The organism is Gordonia zhaorongruii, assembly GCF_007559005.1.
In the GTDB taxonomy this organism is placed as follows: domain Bacteria; phylum Actinomycetota; class Actinomycetes; order Mycobacteriales; family Mycobacteriaceae; genus Gordonia; species Gordonia zhaorongruii.
The window spans coordinates 2,353,477-2,368,432 of sequence record NZ_CP041763.1 but is presented as its reverse complement, the minus strand read 5'-3'; the positions used below and the strand labels follow the sequence as shown (position 1 = coordinate 2,368,432).

General features: G+C 65.8%; 16 protein-coding genes. 9 read left to right on the top strand and 7 right to left on the bottom strand.

Annotated elements, in window-relative coordinates; genetic code table 11:
• Positions 1-9: 9 nt before the first annotated feature.
• A complete protein-coding gene (locus FO044_RS10980) occupies positions 10-1,467 on the bottom strand; it encodes a CitMHS family transporter (protein ID WP_132991909.1) in 1,458 nt (485 codons plus the stop codon).
• Positions 1,468-1,668: 201 nt separating this feature from the next.
• Between FO044_RS10980 and FO044_RS10975 the strand changes: the two genes are divergently transcribed.
• The 4 genes from FO044_RS10975 to FO044_RS10960 all read left to right on the top strand — a co-directional run bounded on the left by FO044_RS10975 (position 1,669) and on the right by FO044_RS10960 (position 4,720).
• The gene (locus tag FO044_RS10975; protein ID WP_132991908.1) at positions 1,669-2,022 is read left to right on the top strand and encodes a hypothetical protein; all 354 of its coding nucleotides are present in this window, start codon (positions 1,669-1,671) and stop codon (positions 2,020-2,022) included.
• A gap of 63 nt (positions 2,023-2,085) precedes the next feature.
• A complete protein-coding gene (locus tag FO044_RS10970; RefSeq protein ID WP_132991907.1) occupies positions 2,086-2,880 on the top strand; it encodes a DUF1542 domain-containing protein in 795 nt (264 codons plus the stop codon).
• Between the two features lie 34 nt (positions 2,881-2,914).
• Complete coding sequence (locus tag FO044_RS10965; RefSeq protein ID WP_235831322.1) at positions 2,915-3,730, top strand: Cof-type HAD-IIB family hydrolase; 816 nt, start codon at positions 2,915-2,917, stop codon at positions 3,728-3,730.
• A 42-nt stretch (positions 3,731-3,772) separates the two neighbouring features.
• Positions 3,773-4,720 (top strand): hypothetical protein, encoded by a 948-nt coding sequence (locus tag FO044_RS10960; protein ID WP_132991905.1) that lies wholly within the window; start codon positions 3,773-3,775, stop codon positions 4,718-4,720.
• 13 nt (positions 4,721-4,733) lie between these two features.
• Here the strand turns inward: FO044_RS10960 and FO044_RS10955 are convergent, their stop codons facing one another.
• The 4 genes from FO044_RS10955 to FO044_RS10940 all read right to left on the bottom strand — a co-directional run bounded on the left by FO044_RS10955 (position 4,734) and on the right by FO044_RS10940 (position 8,580).
• Positions 4,734-5,507, bottom strand: coding sequence for an amino acid ABC transporter ATP-binding protein (locus tag FO044_RS10955; RefSeq protein WP_280525849.1), 774 nt, complete (start codon positions 5,505-5,507; stop codon positions 4,734-4,736).
• Positions 5,508-5,512: 5 nt separating this feature from the next.
• Positions 5,513-7,294, bottom strand: coding sequence for an ABC transporter substrate-binding protein/permease (locus tag FO044_RS10950; RefSeq protein WP_132991904.1), 1,782 nt, complete (start codon positions 7,292-7,294; stop codon positions 5,513-5,515).
• Between the two features lie 146 nt (positions 7,295-7,440).
• Complete coding sequence (locus FO044_RS10945) at positions 7,441-7,770, bottom strand: histone-like nucleoid-structuring protein Lsr2 (RefSeq protein ID WP_132991903.1); 330 nt, start codon at positions 7,768-7,770, stop codon at positions 7,441-7,443.
• Positions 7,771-7,824: 54 nt separating this feature from the next.
• Complete coding sequence (locus tag FO044_RS10940; RefSeq protein WP_132991902.1) at positions 7,825-8,580, bottom strand: hypothetical protein; 756 nt, start codon at positions 8,578-8,580, stop codon at positions 7,825-7,827.
• Between the two features lies 1 nt (position 8,581).
• Between FO044_RS10940 and trhO the strand changes: the two genes are divergently transcribed.
• Together trhO and FO044_RS10930 are read left to right on the top strand one after the other, a co-directional pair.
• Complete coding sequence (trhO, locus tag FO044_RS10935; protein WP_132991901.1) at positions 8,582-9,424, top strand: oxygen-dependent tRNA uridine(34) hydroxylase TrhO; 843 nt, start codon at positions 8,582-8,584, stop codon at positions 9,422-9,424.
• On the top strand, positions 9,412-10,485 hold the full coding sequence (locus tag FO044_RS10930) for a CobW family GTP-binding protein (RefSeq protein WP_235831321.1): 1,074 nt from the start codon (positions 9,412-9,414) through the stop codon (positions 10,483-10,485). The genes trhO and FO044_RS10930 overlap by 13 nt, the downstream gene beginning before the upstream one ends.
• Positions 10,486-10,535: 50 nt before the next feature.
• Here the strand turns inward: FO044_RS10930 and FO044_RS10925 are convergent, their stop codons facing one another.
• The gene (locus FO044_RS10925) at positions 10,536-10,934 is read right to left on the bottom strand and encodes a TIGR02611 family protein (protein WP_132991900.1); all 399 of its coding nucleotides are present in this window, start codon (positions 10,932-10,934) and stop codon (positions 10,536-10,538) included.
• Positions 10,935-11,160: 226 nt separating this feature from the next.
• Between FO044_RS10925 and FO044_RS10920 the strand changes: the two genes are divergently transcribed.
• The 3 genes from FO044_RS10920 to FO044_RS10910 are packed head-to-tail and all read left to right on the top strand — an operon-like array spanning position 11,161 to position 13,804.
• Positions 11,161-12,240 (top strand): N-acetylmuramoyl-L-alanine amidase, encoded by a 1,080-nt coding sequence (locus tag FO044_RS10920; RefSeq protein WP_132991899.1) that lies wholly within the window; start codon positions 11,161-11,163, stop codon positions 12,238-12,240.
• Between the two features lie 19 nt (positions 12,241-12,259).
• Positions 12,260-13,228 (top strand): SDR family oxidoreductase, encoded by a 969-nt coding sequence (locus FO044_RS10915; RefSeq protein ID WP_132991898.1) that lies wholly within the window; start codon positions 12,260-12,262, stop codon positions 13,226-13,228.
• Between the two features lie 9 nt (positions 13,229-13,237).
• Positions 13,238-13,804, top strand: a complete 567-nt coding sequence (locus tag FO044_RS10910) for a nucleosidase (protein WP_412917592.1) — start codon at positions 13,238-13,240, stop codon at positions 13,802-13,804.
• Between the two features lie 8 nt (positions 13,805-13,812).
• On the opposite strand, the gene FO044_RS10905 is transcribed toward FO044_RS10910, so the two are convergent.
• On the bottom strand, positions 13,813-14,904 hold the full coding sequence (locus FO044_RS10905; protein ID WP_143965646.1) for a DUF6542 domain-containing protein: 1,092 nt from the start codon (positions 14,902-14,904) through the stop codon (positions 13,813-13,815).
• Positions 14,905-14,956 lie beyond the last annotated feature (52 nt).

Below are 14,956 nucleotides of genomic sequence, written 5' to 3'. Positions count from 1 at the left end.
ATGGCGCCATCAGAACGGAATCACTCCGACCAGACCGCCGACGAAGAGCATGACCACCGATACGACCGCGGCGCGCCACAGCACCTTCTTGTGGTGATCGGCCAAGGGCACGGCGGCGAGGGCCACCAGCAGCAGGATCGCCGGAACCAGCGGACTCTGCATGTGGACCGACTGACCGGTGATCGAGGCGCGCGCCATCTCGGCAGGGTCGATGCCGTACTTGGACGCAGTCTCCGAGAGCACCGGGAGCACGCCGAAGTAGAAGGCGTCGTTGCTCATGAGGAAGGTCAGCGGGATGGACAGAATGCCGGTGACGATCGCCAGATGGGGGCCCATCCAGTCCGGAATCGCGCCCGTCATCCAGTGGGCGAGGGCGTCGACCATTCCGGTGCCGGTGAAGACGCCGGTCAGCACGGCCGCGGCGAGCACCATCGCCACCACCGACACGATCGACGACGAGTGCCGCGTGATCGCCTGCTGCTGCTCCTTGACGTGAGGGAAGTTGATCACCAGGGCCAGTCCGGACGCGACCATGAACAGCACAGGGATCGCAATGACGTCCATGCCGAGGACAACGAGCAGGCCGACGGTGAGTCCCGCGTTCAGCCACAGCAGCTTGGGACGGAGCGTCGCGCGCTTGGGATCGAGAACACCGCCGAACGCGCTGTCCGGCCCCTTGGTCGCGGCGCCACCTGAGCCGGCGACCGTGCCATGCTCCTGGCGCTCGGCCACCGCCACCGCGGACCCTGTGGCAGGGGACCCGGTGGCATCGGCTGCGGTCCCGTCCACCTGTTCGACGGCGGCGACCGTGCGTGAACCGGCCGATGCCAGCACGGACGGCCGGATCTCGATGCGCCCGATGCGTCGCCTCTCCATGATGCCCAGGTGGTAGGAGAAGGCGAAGACCACGAGCATGCCGACGATGAGTGAGGGCACCATCGGGACGAAGACATCGGAGGCGTCGATGTTGAGGGCTGCCGCGGCGCGTGCTGTCGGGCCACCCCACGGGAGGATGTTCATGGTGCCGTTCGCGAGTCCGGCCGTGACCGTCAGAACGACGGGGCTGACGCCCAGTTTGAGGTACAGGGGGAGCAGGGCCGAGGTGACGATGATGAACGTCGTCGAACCGTCACCGTCGAGGGACACAACGGCCGCGAGGGCAGCCGTTCCCACAACCAGCCTGGCGGGATCGTCGCCGACGAGTCGGACCACGCCGCGCACGATCGGATCGAAGAGCCCGACGTCGATCATGATCCCGAAGAAGATGATGGCGAAGAAGAGCATGGCGGCGGTCGGCGCCAGATCCTTGATCCCATCGGTGATCATGTCGCTGATTCCCAGCCCCGCTCCGGCGAACAACCCGAAGGCGACCGGAACCAGTATGAGGGCGACGACCGGAGTCGCCCGTTTCGTCATGATCAGGAACATGAACACGGCCACCATCGCGAGGCCCAGCGCCACCAGCATCGTCTTCTCGATTCACTCGTCGGTTGCTCCCCGGCCACCGGCAGGTGACTCAGGTTGTGGATGAGTGTCGCGAGTAATGCGGGTCACAGTCTCGCTTGTGCGCGTAAGTCGCGTTTTGATCGTTTCGCTCGGGGGCTGTCACGCCGGTGCCGTGCACGCGAATCGGTCCGATCGGCGCATCTCATCGGGCAGGATCGGGGCATGAGCTACAACTTGGCGTTCTGGAAGGGCCATGCCGTCGCCGACGCCGACGCCGAGGGCGTCTACCTGGCGTTGAGTAGCGGGGAAGTGGTGTCGGGAATCCCCGACGTGGACGCTGCGGCCCTCGACCGGGCACTTCGCGACGGGCTCGCGGGGTGGACGTGGGAATCCGGCGTACTCACGCCGCCCGAGTCGGTCGACGCGGGCCCGCGCTTCGAGGTGACCGTGGGGACGCAGTTCGTGGAGTTCGTCGGTCACGGCGTGGACGGCGAGTACCTGAACGCCGTCATCGACGCCATGCGCCCGTTCGGGTTCCGGCTCTTCGATCCGCAGACGGGGGAGAGGTTCGACTGACCGATCGTCGGGGCGGTGAACAGCGGATCCGCCCGCGGCGCGTGAATCAGTACTCTGGGAGGCGTGAAGGGTCTCATCGTTCTCCTGGTCATCGCGCTCGTCGTCTTCCTCATCGTGACGTACGTGCGCCAGAACGCCGGGCGAGCCTCGGCCGAACGTCTCGACGATGCGAAGGCGGATGCCCGTCAGTCGATCGAACGCCTCGGCGGCCAGGTCTACTCGCTCGACGGCCGGAGCGACCCGGCCGCCACCCAGTCGCTCGCGGATGCGAGTGAACGGTTCACCGCAGCCGGCTCCCAAGTGGATCAGGCGACGTCGCCCGCACAGGCCCGCCTCGCCAAGCAGACGGCTCTGGAAGGTCTGTATTACATCCGTGCCGCTCGGTCCGCGCTGCACCTCGATCCGGGACCGCCGATCGGCGAACTCGACGGCCAGAGCGCGGCGGGCAGTGTGACCGAGGACCGGTCGATCGATTTCGAGGGACGCCGCGTCGACGCATCGCCGAATCCGTCGGGTCGCACGCCCAACTACTACCCGGGCGGACGGGTGGCAGGTCGTCCGGTCCCCGCAGGCTGGTACTCCGAACCGTGGTGGCGCCCCGCGATGGTCGCCGGGGCGTGGGGCATCGGATCGGCGTTCCTGTTCACCTCATTGTTCTCCGGGATGTCCGGCGTCCACTACGACACCGCGGCATTCGAGAGCGGTGCCGGTGAGGGTGGCGACATGGGTCCTGAGGGAGATGCGGGCGCCGGCGGAGACCTCGGCGGCGGGGAGGATTTCGGAGGGGATGACTTCGGCGGCGGTGACTTCGGCGGGGGTGACTTCGGTGGAGGATTCGGCGACTTCGGGGGATTCTGATCTCGGGCGCGGCTCGACCGTCGAAGGGCTAAAGGTGAACGAGCAGACCACGCGCGACATCCGGCTCGTCGTCTCCGATATGGACGGCACTCTCCTGGACGCGAACGGCCGCGTGCCGGACGGCTTCTGGCCGTTCCTCGACGAGATGACCGAGCGTGGCATCGCGTTCGTGCCGGCGAGCGGACGGCAGTGCCAGAGCCTGGCTCGGCTCTTCGATCGCTTCCCCGGGCCACTCTCGTACGTGGGTGACAACGGTGGAGTCGTCATGCATGCGGACGCGGTGCTGCACTCGGTGACCATGGACCCCGGGTTCGTGCGCCGGGTGGTGCTCGCCGTCCGCGAAGCCAACGACAACGGCAGTCAACTGCGGACGATCCTGTGCCGGGTGGACGGTGCCCGGATCGATTCCGCGGACCCCGAATTCGACGTCCAGGCGCGAACCTACTGCGCCGTACTCGAGAAGGTCGACGACCTCGCTGTGGACACCGACGGCGTGGTGAAGATCGCCATCTACGACTTCGCAGACGCGTCCGTGACAGCAAGTGAGGTGCTGGCGCCCCTGGGGGAATCGCACAAGATGGTCGTGTCCGGCGCACACTGGATCGACATCACCGACAACGCCGTGCACAAGGGCGTCGGGGTGCGCCGGATTCAGGACCAGCTGGGAGTGATTCCCGACCAGACCGTCGTCTTCGGTGATTACCTCAACGATCTCGAGATGCTCGATGCGGCGCACTGGTCGTTCGCGATGGCGAACGCGCACCCCGAGGTGGCTGCTCGCGCCCGGTACGGCGCTCCGTCGAACGCCGACCACGGGGTCGTGTCGGTGTTGCGTGAGCTGCTGGAGTAGGCCCGGTGCTCGCACCCCGCTCGGCTGGCTAGGGTGAACGGCATGACGAACGCAGCGCAGGAGCTGGCAGACCGCCTACTCGACGCCCAGGTCGATTTCGTGTGCCGGCAGCTGACTGATCGGGAGACATTCACCGAACTCGCCCGCGAGGAGATCACCGGATTCCTCGACGATGCGTCGAAGATGACGCTGTCCGAGGCGGTGACGCGCGACATGATCAAAGACGTCGCATATAAGTACGCGATCGCATTTCCCGTCGAGGGGGCGATCCCGGAACTCGTCGGTGAGATCGCGGCCCGGCTGTTCTCGCAGTCGGCGACCGATGAGATCCGCCTCGAGGACATCATCGAACGCAAGCACTTCGACGACCTCGTCTCGGGGATCTCCGGCCTCGCGGTCACCCGGCGCCTGCTCGATCGGGTCCTCGATAGTCCGACCGCGGTCGATACCTGCGTCGAGGCCGTCCAGCGCGCGGTCGATGCATCGCGGTTTCCATCGCGGGTGGGCCGGTTCGTCGACGACGCGGTCGCGGCCGTCACCCGGCGGGGTACGCGATTCGTATTGGACGCCAATAGATCCGAGTCGGACGACATCTTCGAAGGGGCGGCACGGGATTTCTGGCGAGCGCACAACGATCAGCGTGTCTCGGAGGTTCAGCAGATCGTCGACGACGGTGACATCGAGGACATCGTCGTCCTGGTCTTCGAGTTCTGGCGGACGTTCCGGGAGACCGAGTACTTCAGCACGCTCCTGGCAGAAGGGGTCGACGGGGTATTCGATGCCTACGGTGACACCGACCTCGCCACGCTGCTGTCCGAGCTGGGGATCGAGTACGACGATCTGCTCGAGGAGGCGCTCCGGTTCGGTCCGACCGTGATCGCGGAGATCGACCGACGCGGATTCCTGGAGAAGGCGACGCGGCGCCGACTGGCTCCGTTCTACGCGTCGGCCGAGTTCGAAGCCGCCGTCGGGGGCGCCGCAACCCGGTGACCTGCGAGAGGGTCTAGATGACCTGCGAGAGGAACGCGCGGAGGCGGTCGCTCTTGGCTGAGTCGAACAATTCGGCCGGCGATCCGGTCTCGACGACCGATCCCTCGTCCATGAAGAGGACGTTGTCGGAGACGTCGCGGGCGTAGCCCATCTCGTGGGTCACGACGACCATCGTCATGCCCTCCCTCGACAGTTCGGCCATCAGCGACAGCACGCCCTTCACCAGTTCCGGATCGAGCGCGCTGGTCGCCTCGTCGAAGAACATGATCTGCGGAGTCATCGCAAGGGCGCGGGCGATCGCCACGCGTTGCTGCTGGCCTCCCGACAACGTCGACGGACGGTCGTTCGCCTTGTGCTTGAGGCCGACGGTGTCCAGGTGCGCCAGTGCCAGCTCGTGTGCCTCGTCCTTGCCGAGGCCGTGCAGCTTGCGCGGGGCGAGCGCCACGTTGTCGACGACGGACTTGTGCGGGAACAGGTTGAACTGCTGGAACACCATGCCGATGCGACGGCGCAGCTCGTCTGGGTTGTCGTTCAGCACTGACCTGCCGTCGATCAGAATGTCGCCCTGCTGCGGTTCGTGCAGGCGGTTCAGCACGCGCAGCAGCGTCGACTTTCCCGAACCGGAGGGACCGATGACAGTCGTCGTCGTTCCGGCGTCGACCTGGATGTCGACGCCCTGGAGAACGTGATTGTCACCGAACGACAGGTGCAGATCCCGACCTGTCAGGGAGACGGCGTCGGTCTGATCGACCAGGGGAGCGGTGACCTCGGAATTATCGGTGCTCACGTCGATCAGGCCTTTCCGGTGCGCAGACGCTTGTCGATGTAGTTGACCAGGTGGGTCAGCGGGACGGTCAGGATCAGGTACAGCAGACCGGCGGCGACCAACGGCGTCAGGTTGCCGCCGTCGGCGTTGAAGTCCTTGCCGACTGCGAACAGATCTCGTTGCATCACCGTCAATCCGAGGAAGTAGATCAGCGAGGAATCCTTGATCAGCACGATGAACTGATTCACCAGGGCCGGGAGGACGCGCCGGACGCCCTGCGGCACGATGACCAGTGACATCGACTTCCGATACGAGAATCCGAGTGCCCGCGAAGCCTCCATCTGTCCCGGCTCGACGCTCTGAATGCCGGACCGGAATATCTCGCCGATGTATGCGGCGGCCAGGAGACCGAGTGCGATGGAACCGAGCCAGAACGGATTGCCCCCGGTCACGTCCTTGACGACCGGACCGAAGCCGAGGCCGACCATCAGGATGACGACGACAGCGGGAAGTCCGCGGAAGATATCGGTGTAGACACGGGCGGGCCAGCGGAGCCAGCGTGATCGGGAGATTCCGGCGACAGCGAGAAGCATGCCGAGAACGGTGCCGATGACACCGGAGGTCACCGCGATCTTCAAGGTGTTCGGAAGTCCGGTCTTGAAGAGTTCGGGAAGGGCGTCCCGGAACTTCTCGCCGTTGAAGAACGTGTCACCCAATTGGGCCAGCGCGCTCTTGGGTTGCACTGCCTCGGTGCTCTCACCACCCGCGTTCTTCGCCGCTATCTCGTCGAAGTTCGGCAGTTCCGGAACCGGGGCCGCCTTGGAACCCGGTGTCCAGCCGGCGGGGAGGGACCGCGGTGCCCAGTCCTGGTACAGCTTCGACCAGGTGCCGTCCTTGATGATCTCGTCGAGGGCGCTGTTCAGCGCGTCGATCAGCTTCGGATTGCCCTTCGCGACTGCCCACGCGGTGAAGTTGTTGATGCTGAAGGTGTTCTCCAGGATGCCGATGCCATCCGCAGGGTCCACCGTGCCCTCGGCCTGCTGGCTCGGGGCGACCCAGGCGTCGATCTGTCCGGAGCGGAGGTTCGCGTACGCGGTGGCGTAATCGGGGTACTTCACGGGATTGAGATGCAGCTCGTTGACCACGTAGTCGTCCTGAACAGTGCCCTGGACGACGCCGATCCTGGTGCCAGCATTCAGATCGCCGAATCCCTTGACCTTTCCGTCGACCGGAGCTGCCAGCGAGAAGTAGCCGAAGTCGTAACCGTTCGTGAACCCGACGGTCTGGCGGCGCTCTTCGGTCGTGGTGATCGACGACGAGCCGACGTCGAATCGCTTTCCCGCGACCTGCGCGAGCAGGCCCGAGAACTCGGTGCCGACGAACTGAACGTTGAGCCCCAGCTTGCCGGCCATCGCACGGAGCATCTCGTTGTCCATGCCGGTGTAGTGCTGGTCGGAGTCGACGCAGATGCTCGGCGGCGCGTCGCCGAGAGTGCCGACGATGATCGTGCCGGGCTTGATCAACCCGAGCTGCGAGGTATCGATCTGATCGATCGGAGTCACCGAGTCGGTGGTGAACTTGTCTGGCGCCTGAGCGCTCGACGCAAGATTGGTCGGTGCGGATGAGGCACTATTCACTCCGGGTGGGGCGCACAGTCCGTCGTCGGCGCCGTCACCGTCCGATGACGAGCCGCACGCGGTCAAGGCGCCGAGGAGCATCGCCACGATCAGCAACGGCAGCAGGCGTCGGCGCACGCTCGACGCAGTGGCGGACCACCGTCGACGACGGGCCGCAGGAACGACAGTCATGGTTTGTCAGAGTAACTGCACGGCAGCCCAGGTCCGGCATTTAATACTCACCGAGAGCAAAACTCGCGGGCGGTGACTGACATGCGAGATGCCCCGGGCCTATCGGCCTCGGGGCGTCTCGAAGGTGTCTCGCGGAACCGCTGACGTCAGTTGGCGGCCTCGTAGGCGGCGAGCACGTCGGCGGGGATCCGGCCACGGTCGCTCACGGTGAATCCGTTCGCGTTCGCCCATTCACGAACGACTCGCGTGTTGCTCGACGAACGACCGGCGGCTGCGGCACGGCGTGCCGGAGCGCGATTCACACTGCGCGACGCCGCGACGTACGTGGCGACGTGATTGCGGAACTCCTCGGCACGCTCGGGGGAGGTGTCGAACTCGTAGTTCTTACCATCGAGGCTCCAACGGACGGTTTCGTACTCATCGAGTTCGACACCGTCAATGTCGTCGACGATCTTGATAACGGTCTTCTTGGCCATTGGGTGCCCCTCAATGAATTTCGGCGGTGATACCAGCGCCTACTGTACACAATTTCATCGTGTGGGTGCCACCGATGAACGTGATTCGGAGTCTGTTGAATCGGTATCAGATCCGGTGAGTGATCTCGGCGCACGATCGGATGCCTTGATCTCGTTAAATCCGCGTTTCGTCAATGCGAATCCCGCATCCGCGCCGGATTCGACGCAATACAGTCCGGATGAATCCGATAGGCATGCGAATCGGTTGACGACGATTGCCGAACCCGGATCGATCACCCGCGATCGGTGGAGAACCGAATAGCGATTGGAGCAGCCGCCTTCGCTCACTCCTTCGGACGTGAGGACGGCGAGTTTCCGGTCCCAGCGGCATCCGGGGTCCATTTTCGCCGGTGCCCGCGCGGGACCCTTCACCGCATCCGAGGTGCAGACGAGTGAATCTCCGCCACTGTTCCCGGCGGAGCAGCGCACCTCTCGGTCGGGGGTCGAGAAGTGGTAGCCGGACACGTCCTCACGGTCGTCGTCAGCCGCCGACGCTCCCACCTGGTATTCGGAATTGCTCACGCGCGGAGCGCTCTTGATGATGCGCTCGAAACTCCATTTCGACGGGCTCGAATCAGCGTCCCGTCCGCGGGTCATCGAGGTCGACGACAGCGTCGACGGTTTGCTCTGGACGGACAGCGACTCGGTGCTCGGAATGACGATCCGGTCCGGATCCGTCGCGCCGAGCACGCTGCAACCACCCAGAACTGCGGCGATCACGCCTATCAGGGCGACGAAGACGCTCCGGCGACGCGATCCGTACCCTTGCACTGTGGCGACTCCCAAGATCGTTCTGTTCTACGTGTTCACGCCGTTGCCCGACCCGGAAGCCGTCTGCCTCTGGCAGCACAGCGTCTGCGAATCGCTCGGACTCCACGGCAGGATCATCGTGTCACCCCACGGCATCAACGCGACAGTGGGCGGCGACATTCACGAGGTGAAACGTTACGTGAAGGCGACCCGCAAGTACGCGGCGTTCAAGAATGCCGACATCAAATGGTCGGATGGCACTGGTGACGACTTCCCGCGTCTGAGCGTCAAAGTGCGGCCGGAGATCGTGACCTTCGGCGCTCCAGAGGAGGTCGAGGTGGACGGCTCGGGCATTGTCGGCGGTGGCGTGCACCTCACTCCCGAGGGCCTTCACGATCTGGTCGCCGAGCAGGGTGATGAGGTTGCGTTCTTCGACGGCCGTAACGCAATCGAGGCACAGATCGGACGTTTCCGCGGTGCCATTGTTCCGGATGCGAACACCACTAGGGACTTCATATCCCTTTTGGATAGCGGTGCGTACGACCACCTCAAAGACAGACCGGTAGTCACGTATTGCACAGGTGGCATTCGCTGCGAAGTCCTTTCTGCTTTGATGCGAAACAGGGGATTCTCAGACGTTTATCAGCTTGACGGTGGAATTGTGCGTTACGGGGAGCAGTTCGGGGATTCGGGTCTGTGGGAGGGCTCGCTCTACGTGTTCGACAAACGGATGGCGATCGATTTCGGATCACCTGCCGTCATCGGACGGTGCGCTGAATGCGGATCCCCGACGAGCAACGTCGCCAACCATCCCGACCGGGACGGGCGCGATCTCGCCGTTCTCTGTGAAGAATGCGCGCTCTGACTATGCCGGATTCGAATCGAGCAGGACGGATTCCCACCGACCGCCACGTCCCCGTCGTCGTACTCGCCGGATTTCTCGGTGTCGGCAAGACCACGCTTCTCAATCACGTCCTCATGAATGCGGGTGGCCGCCGGATAGGGGTGCTGGTCAACGATTTCGGGTCGATCAACATCGATGCGCTCCTGGTGGCCGGCGCGGCGGGCGACACGGTGACTCTCGAGAACGGCTGCATGTGCTGCACCACGGACTCCGAGGGGCTGGCGGAGGCAATCGGCGCGATGTGCGATCCGAAGTCGGGGATGGATGCGGTGGTCATCGAGGCGAGCGGGATCGCGGAGCCTGCGGCGCTCATTCGCATGGTCCTCGCTGCGCGCGACACCGCGGCGTCGTACGGCGGGCTGGTCTACCTCGTGGACTCGGCCCGGATCGAGGAGACGCTGTCCGCGCACCCGGCGGTACGCGACCACATCGCCGTCGCCGATCTCGTCGTGTGCAATAAGTCCGACCTCGTCGACGCGCAGCGGCTGACCGCGGTGCGCGCACTGGTCGGCGATGCGAACCCGACGGCCTCGGTGGTGGCGGTGTCGGAGGCAGCGGTCGACCCCGAGCTGCTCTTCGACGCGGCGCCGCAGCGGGAGACCCGTGACGGTCCACGGCAACTCACGTTCGACGAGGTGCTGATCGCGGAGTCCGTCGACGACCATTCGCATCTGCACGCCGCGTTCGAGTCGGCGTCGATCGCGGTGTCCGGGCCGGTAGACCCGCGCAGGCTCGCGCACCTGCTCCAGCGCCCGCCCGACGGCACTTACCGCATCAAGGGGACCGTGCTGGTCGACCTGCCGGAGCACCGCAGGCATGCGTACGTGATCCAGGCGGTCGGCGGCGTCGTCCGGGTCAGCAGGCAGAAATGGGGAACTGCGGAGCCGGGCACGTCCCTGGTGATCATCGGCGCCGGCCTGGACGTCGGTGCGGCAGACGAGGCGCTCGCGGCGGTGGTCGCCGCGCCCGATCCGGATGACGAGAACGGCATCCTGCATCTGACCCGCCATCTCGTCGACTGATCAGCGGTTCGCCTCGCCGTGGGTACGAGGCAGAGTCTGCCGGCGATCGGTCAGCCGAAGATGGGTGACTTCAGCCATTCCGCGTCGATGCCGACCCAGCCGCCCGCCATGGAGAGGGCGTTCGTGAGCCACAGTGTCGCGATCACGATGGCGCACGTCGCGATGGCGAGCAGTACCTGTGCGACCCGGTTGCCGTCGATGTACCGGCTGTAGAACGTGTTGAGCTTGTCCATCGTCCAACGCCGTAGGCGCGCGGCCCACTCGAGTTCCTGCGACAGGAGGAACAGGCCCAGGAACACGATCGCCCAGCCGGGGCCGGGATACGGAATCGTGATCACGCCGACAGCTGTCACGAGTGTTCCGACGACGATCGTCACCCAACGGAGGGCGAAACCGTATCGGGAGTTGTGCCGGTAGTGGTGGTACTTCTCGCCGAACTTCTTGAACATGCTTCGCTTTCGGTCGGGAACGTTCCGCAGGCTGTGCACCCCATTGTTGCCGGAAGCTGCCGCAGTCCGCGAGGCGAGGGGGTGATCGCCGGTTGTGTCACAGCCGTCTAACGATTTCGGTGCATATCCGGTTCCCCGTTCGACAGCGACCCTCAAGTACTGATTCACTGTTACTCAAGTGGCCAGTGTGACTACTGGTGTGTCGTATGGAAGGGAAGCAGCGCCGATGAACGCTGTCCGTATTCGCCGCGGGATGCTCACGGCTACCTCGCTCACAGCTTCGGCTGTCCTGGCCCTGGGATTGGCGGCGGCGCCTGCCGATGCCGCGCCCAAGCGGTCGGGCGATCTCGCAGGTAAGACGATCTTCCTCGACCCGGGGCATCAGGGGTCGGCCGCCGGGCATGATCTCGGCAAGCAGGTCCCGGACGGCCGCGGTGGCAAGAAGGACTGCCAGACGACCGGTGCGAAGGCGGTCACCGGCAAGGCTGAGCACACCGTTGTGTGGGAGATCTCGCAGCTCGTGAAGAAGGCCCTCGAAGACGACGGAGCACGCGTCGTGATGAGCCGCAAGGACGACAAGGGCTGGGGAGGCTGCGTCGACGAGCGCGCCGAGGCGGCGAGCAAGTCCGGCGCTGCGGTCGCGGTCAGCCTGCACGCCGACTCCACCAGCAAAGCGGCCGACGCCGGCAAGTCGGGATTCCACATGATCGTCCCGACGCTGCCGCTTCCGGACAAGGGCGCCAACGACGCGCAGTCGGTCGAGGGACGCAAAGCGTCCAACACGATGCGCGACGCGTTCAAGAGTGCCGGTTTCAAGCCCGCCAACTACGCGGGTGCCGTCGACGGCATTCAGACCCGCCCCGACATCGCCGGCGCCAACCTGACGCGTGTCCCGCTCGCGTTCGTCGAGATGGGCAACCTGTCGAACCCGGCAGAGGCTGCCTCGCTGACCTCGCCGCAGGGCGCCACCAAGTACGCCGTCGCCCTCACCAAGGGCATCAAGAAGTACGTGGCCGGTAAGGGAGCCGCCGCAAATCCGACGGCTCCGGTGCCTGCTCCCAGCACGGATAAGCCGAGCGAGGGTGCCGATCCGCAGACCGCGCCGCCGGAAGAGTCGGCCACCGGGGGTATCGACCTGGAGGGTATGGCAGCGGTCGGTCCGCTGATCGACAAGCTGGCGAAGGCGAAGGACCCGAAGGAAGCCGCGCGCATCTTCGCCGCCGAGAGCGGTGACGTGTCGGCGGACGTGCTCAAATCGATGCTGTCGGTGGTCTACGCGGTGTTCGGTGGCAAGCTCCCGGTCTGATCGACGTTAGTGTTGCGGCATGGGTCTCAACCTGCCACGCACTCTGACAACCATCCGCGACCTCGTCTGGGTCCGTACCCCTGTTCCGACGCTCGCCGGCCGCACCGTGCTCATCACCGGTGCGGCCAGCGGCATCGGTAGGGCAACGGCTCTCGCGGCGGCGCGCGACGGCGCCCACCTCGTGCTGACCGATCTGCAGATCGAGCAGCTCGACGAGGTCGTCGCGGAGGTCATCGACGCGGGCGGGTCGGTGGCTTACCACGCCGCAGGCGACGTATCCGATTACGAGTGGGTTGCCTCATTCGCGCGTGCGGTGGACGCCGAAGTCGGCGTGATGGACGTGGTGATGAACATCGCCGGCGTCTCCGCATGGGGGACTGTGGAGAATCTCGAGCATCGGCACTGGCGCAAGCTCGTCGATGTCAATCTGATGGGTCCCATCCACATCATCGAGTGCTTCGTCCCGCAGATGGTCCGGCGCGGTACCGGCGGGCACCTGGTCAACGTGTCGTCGGCGGCCGGATTGCTGGCGCTGCCGTGGCATGCCGCGTACAGCGCGAGCAAGTTCGGGATTCGCGGGGTCTCCGAGGTGCTGCGGTTCGACCTGCGCAGGCACGATATCGGGGTGTCGCTGGTGTGTCCGGGCGGCGTGGACACGCCCCTCGTCGGGACGGTGGACATCGTCGGCGTCGACCGTGAGGATCCGCGAGTGAAGAAGCGGATCGACGGCTTCCACAAGATCGCCGTGGCTCCGGAGAAGGCGGCGACGGCGATCCTGCGCGGCATCACGAAGAACAAGTTCATGGTCTACACCTCGTTCGACATCCGCTTCGGTTACTGGTGGGCGCGCAAGTTCGCCTTCCCGTACGAAGTGGTGATGCGCATCGCGAACAACCAGTTCGACCAGCTCTCCCGTATCGCCGGCATCGGGGACGCGGCTAGCGGTGGGCGGGACGCGCAGGCTCCGGCGTCCGACCGGGCCGACTAGGCGGTGCCGGTGGACAACGTTCGCCAGCGCGCACTGGTAGTCGCGGCCACGCACGCCGAGGCCGCCCACGTTCCGCAGCAGGCCGACACCCTGATCACCGGGATCGGCAAGGTCCGCGCGGCGATGGCGCTCACCCGATGTCTCGAACGCGTCGATGCCGGCCGCCCCTTCACCCGAGTGATCAATGTCGGGACCGCAGGCGCTCTGCACGATCATCATGCCGGGCTCTACGTCCCGTCGGCGGTCATCGAGCATGACATCAGTGCGGCGCAGCTATCGGCGATCGGGTATCAGACGACCGATCGGTGGGAGGTCGACGGTGGGGATGGGTCCGTGCTCGCGACCGGCGACATGTTCGTCACCGAGGCGGTTCACCGTGCGCGGCTGTCGGAGCGCGCCGATCTCGTCGACATGGAAGGCGCTGCGCTGGCGAATGTGTGCGAGCGGTACAGACTTCCGCTGACTCTGGTGAAAGTGGTCAGCGACCAGGCGGACGACTCGGCGATGGACTGGCCTGAGGTGGTCGACGCCGCGGCTCGGGATCTGGCCTGCTGGCTGGTCGACGCCGGGCTCTGAAAGTCGCGTCAGTCGTCGATGCCCGCGGTCAGATCCTCGATCTGGCCGCCGCGATTGCGTAACTGCTGACCGGCCGTGGGTCGTGGGCGGGCGGCGATCTTCTGGGGCTGTGCGCGTCGGCGGCCTTCCTCGGAAGGCGCCGGGCGCCGCGGCTTGTCGGGTCGCCTCGTACCGTCCTGCGGCGTCTGGTTGCGGGGCTGCTGGGGCGCATCCCGTGTCGGCCGTGCGGGGCGTTCGCGAGGTGGTGCGTCGGCCGTCGGCGTCTTGCGTGTGGCGGGTTTCCCGGGCGCCGCAGCGCGTGCCGCCTGCTCCTTGGCGGCTGCTGTCGTCGAGCCTGTGGCTTTCTTCGAGAGGGTGCGGGTGGGCGTGTCGCGCTCGGTGCGGGCCTTCGCCGGACGTCGCTTGTGCGCCGCGGCCTTCTTCGCGTCGGCGGCGCGGGGCCGGTCGCCGCGGTCAGCCGTCGAGTCGGTGCGGGACCGGGACTTGCCGGTGGTGCCCGCCTTTCTGGCGGTCTGGCGGTCTGCGGTCCGGTCGGCCGGGGTACGAGCCGGACGAGCGCCGCCTCGCGTGCCCGCGGACTTCGGTCGGGTACCGGTGCTCTGCTTCGGACGTGAACTGACGCCGTTCTTGGTGAACCTGCCGATTCCACCGAAGGGGCGTGCTGACTCGGGACCCGTGCAGAACAAGCGGCCCAGAACCACCAGCAGCGTGATCAGGAAAGTGAAGAGTATCCACGGGAAGCTGTACGCGATCGGGAGGACGACCTTGAGAATGATGGTCTTCATGCCCTCGGCGTCGCGGCCGTTGATCGTGTACAGGGTGGCGATGCCGACGACGAACGCGATCAGGGGCGGCTGAACCGCGGTGGTGAACAGTGCCCGGCGACGGACCGCGAGAGCTGCCAGAACGCAGCCGAGGATGTAGCAGACCTTGAAGGTCCGGCCGAGTCCGCTGCCCGTATCGGCGTCGATGATCGCACCGATGGCTGTGACGACTGTTGCCAGGATGACAGCGCCCCACCACGGCAGTCCGCGCACATTAGGCACCACAGACTGCTGGTCGGCGGGCAGCGTCGAGTCGGTGCGCAATCGGGGAAACACACTTAGACGGTACCGGCTGCAGCCACCGAGCCGTTCTATCGCCACCCGTGAG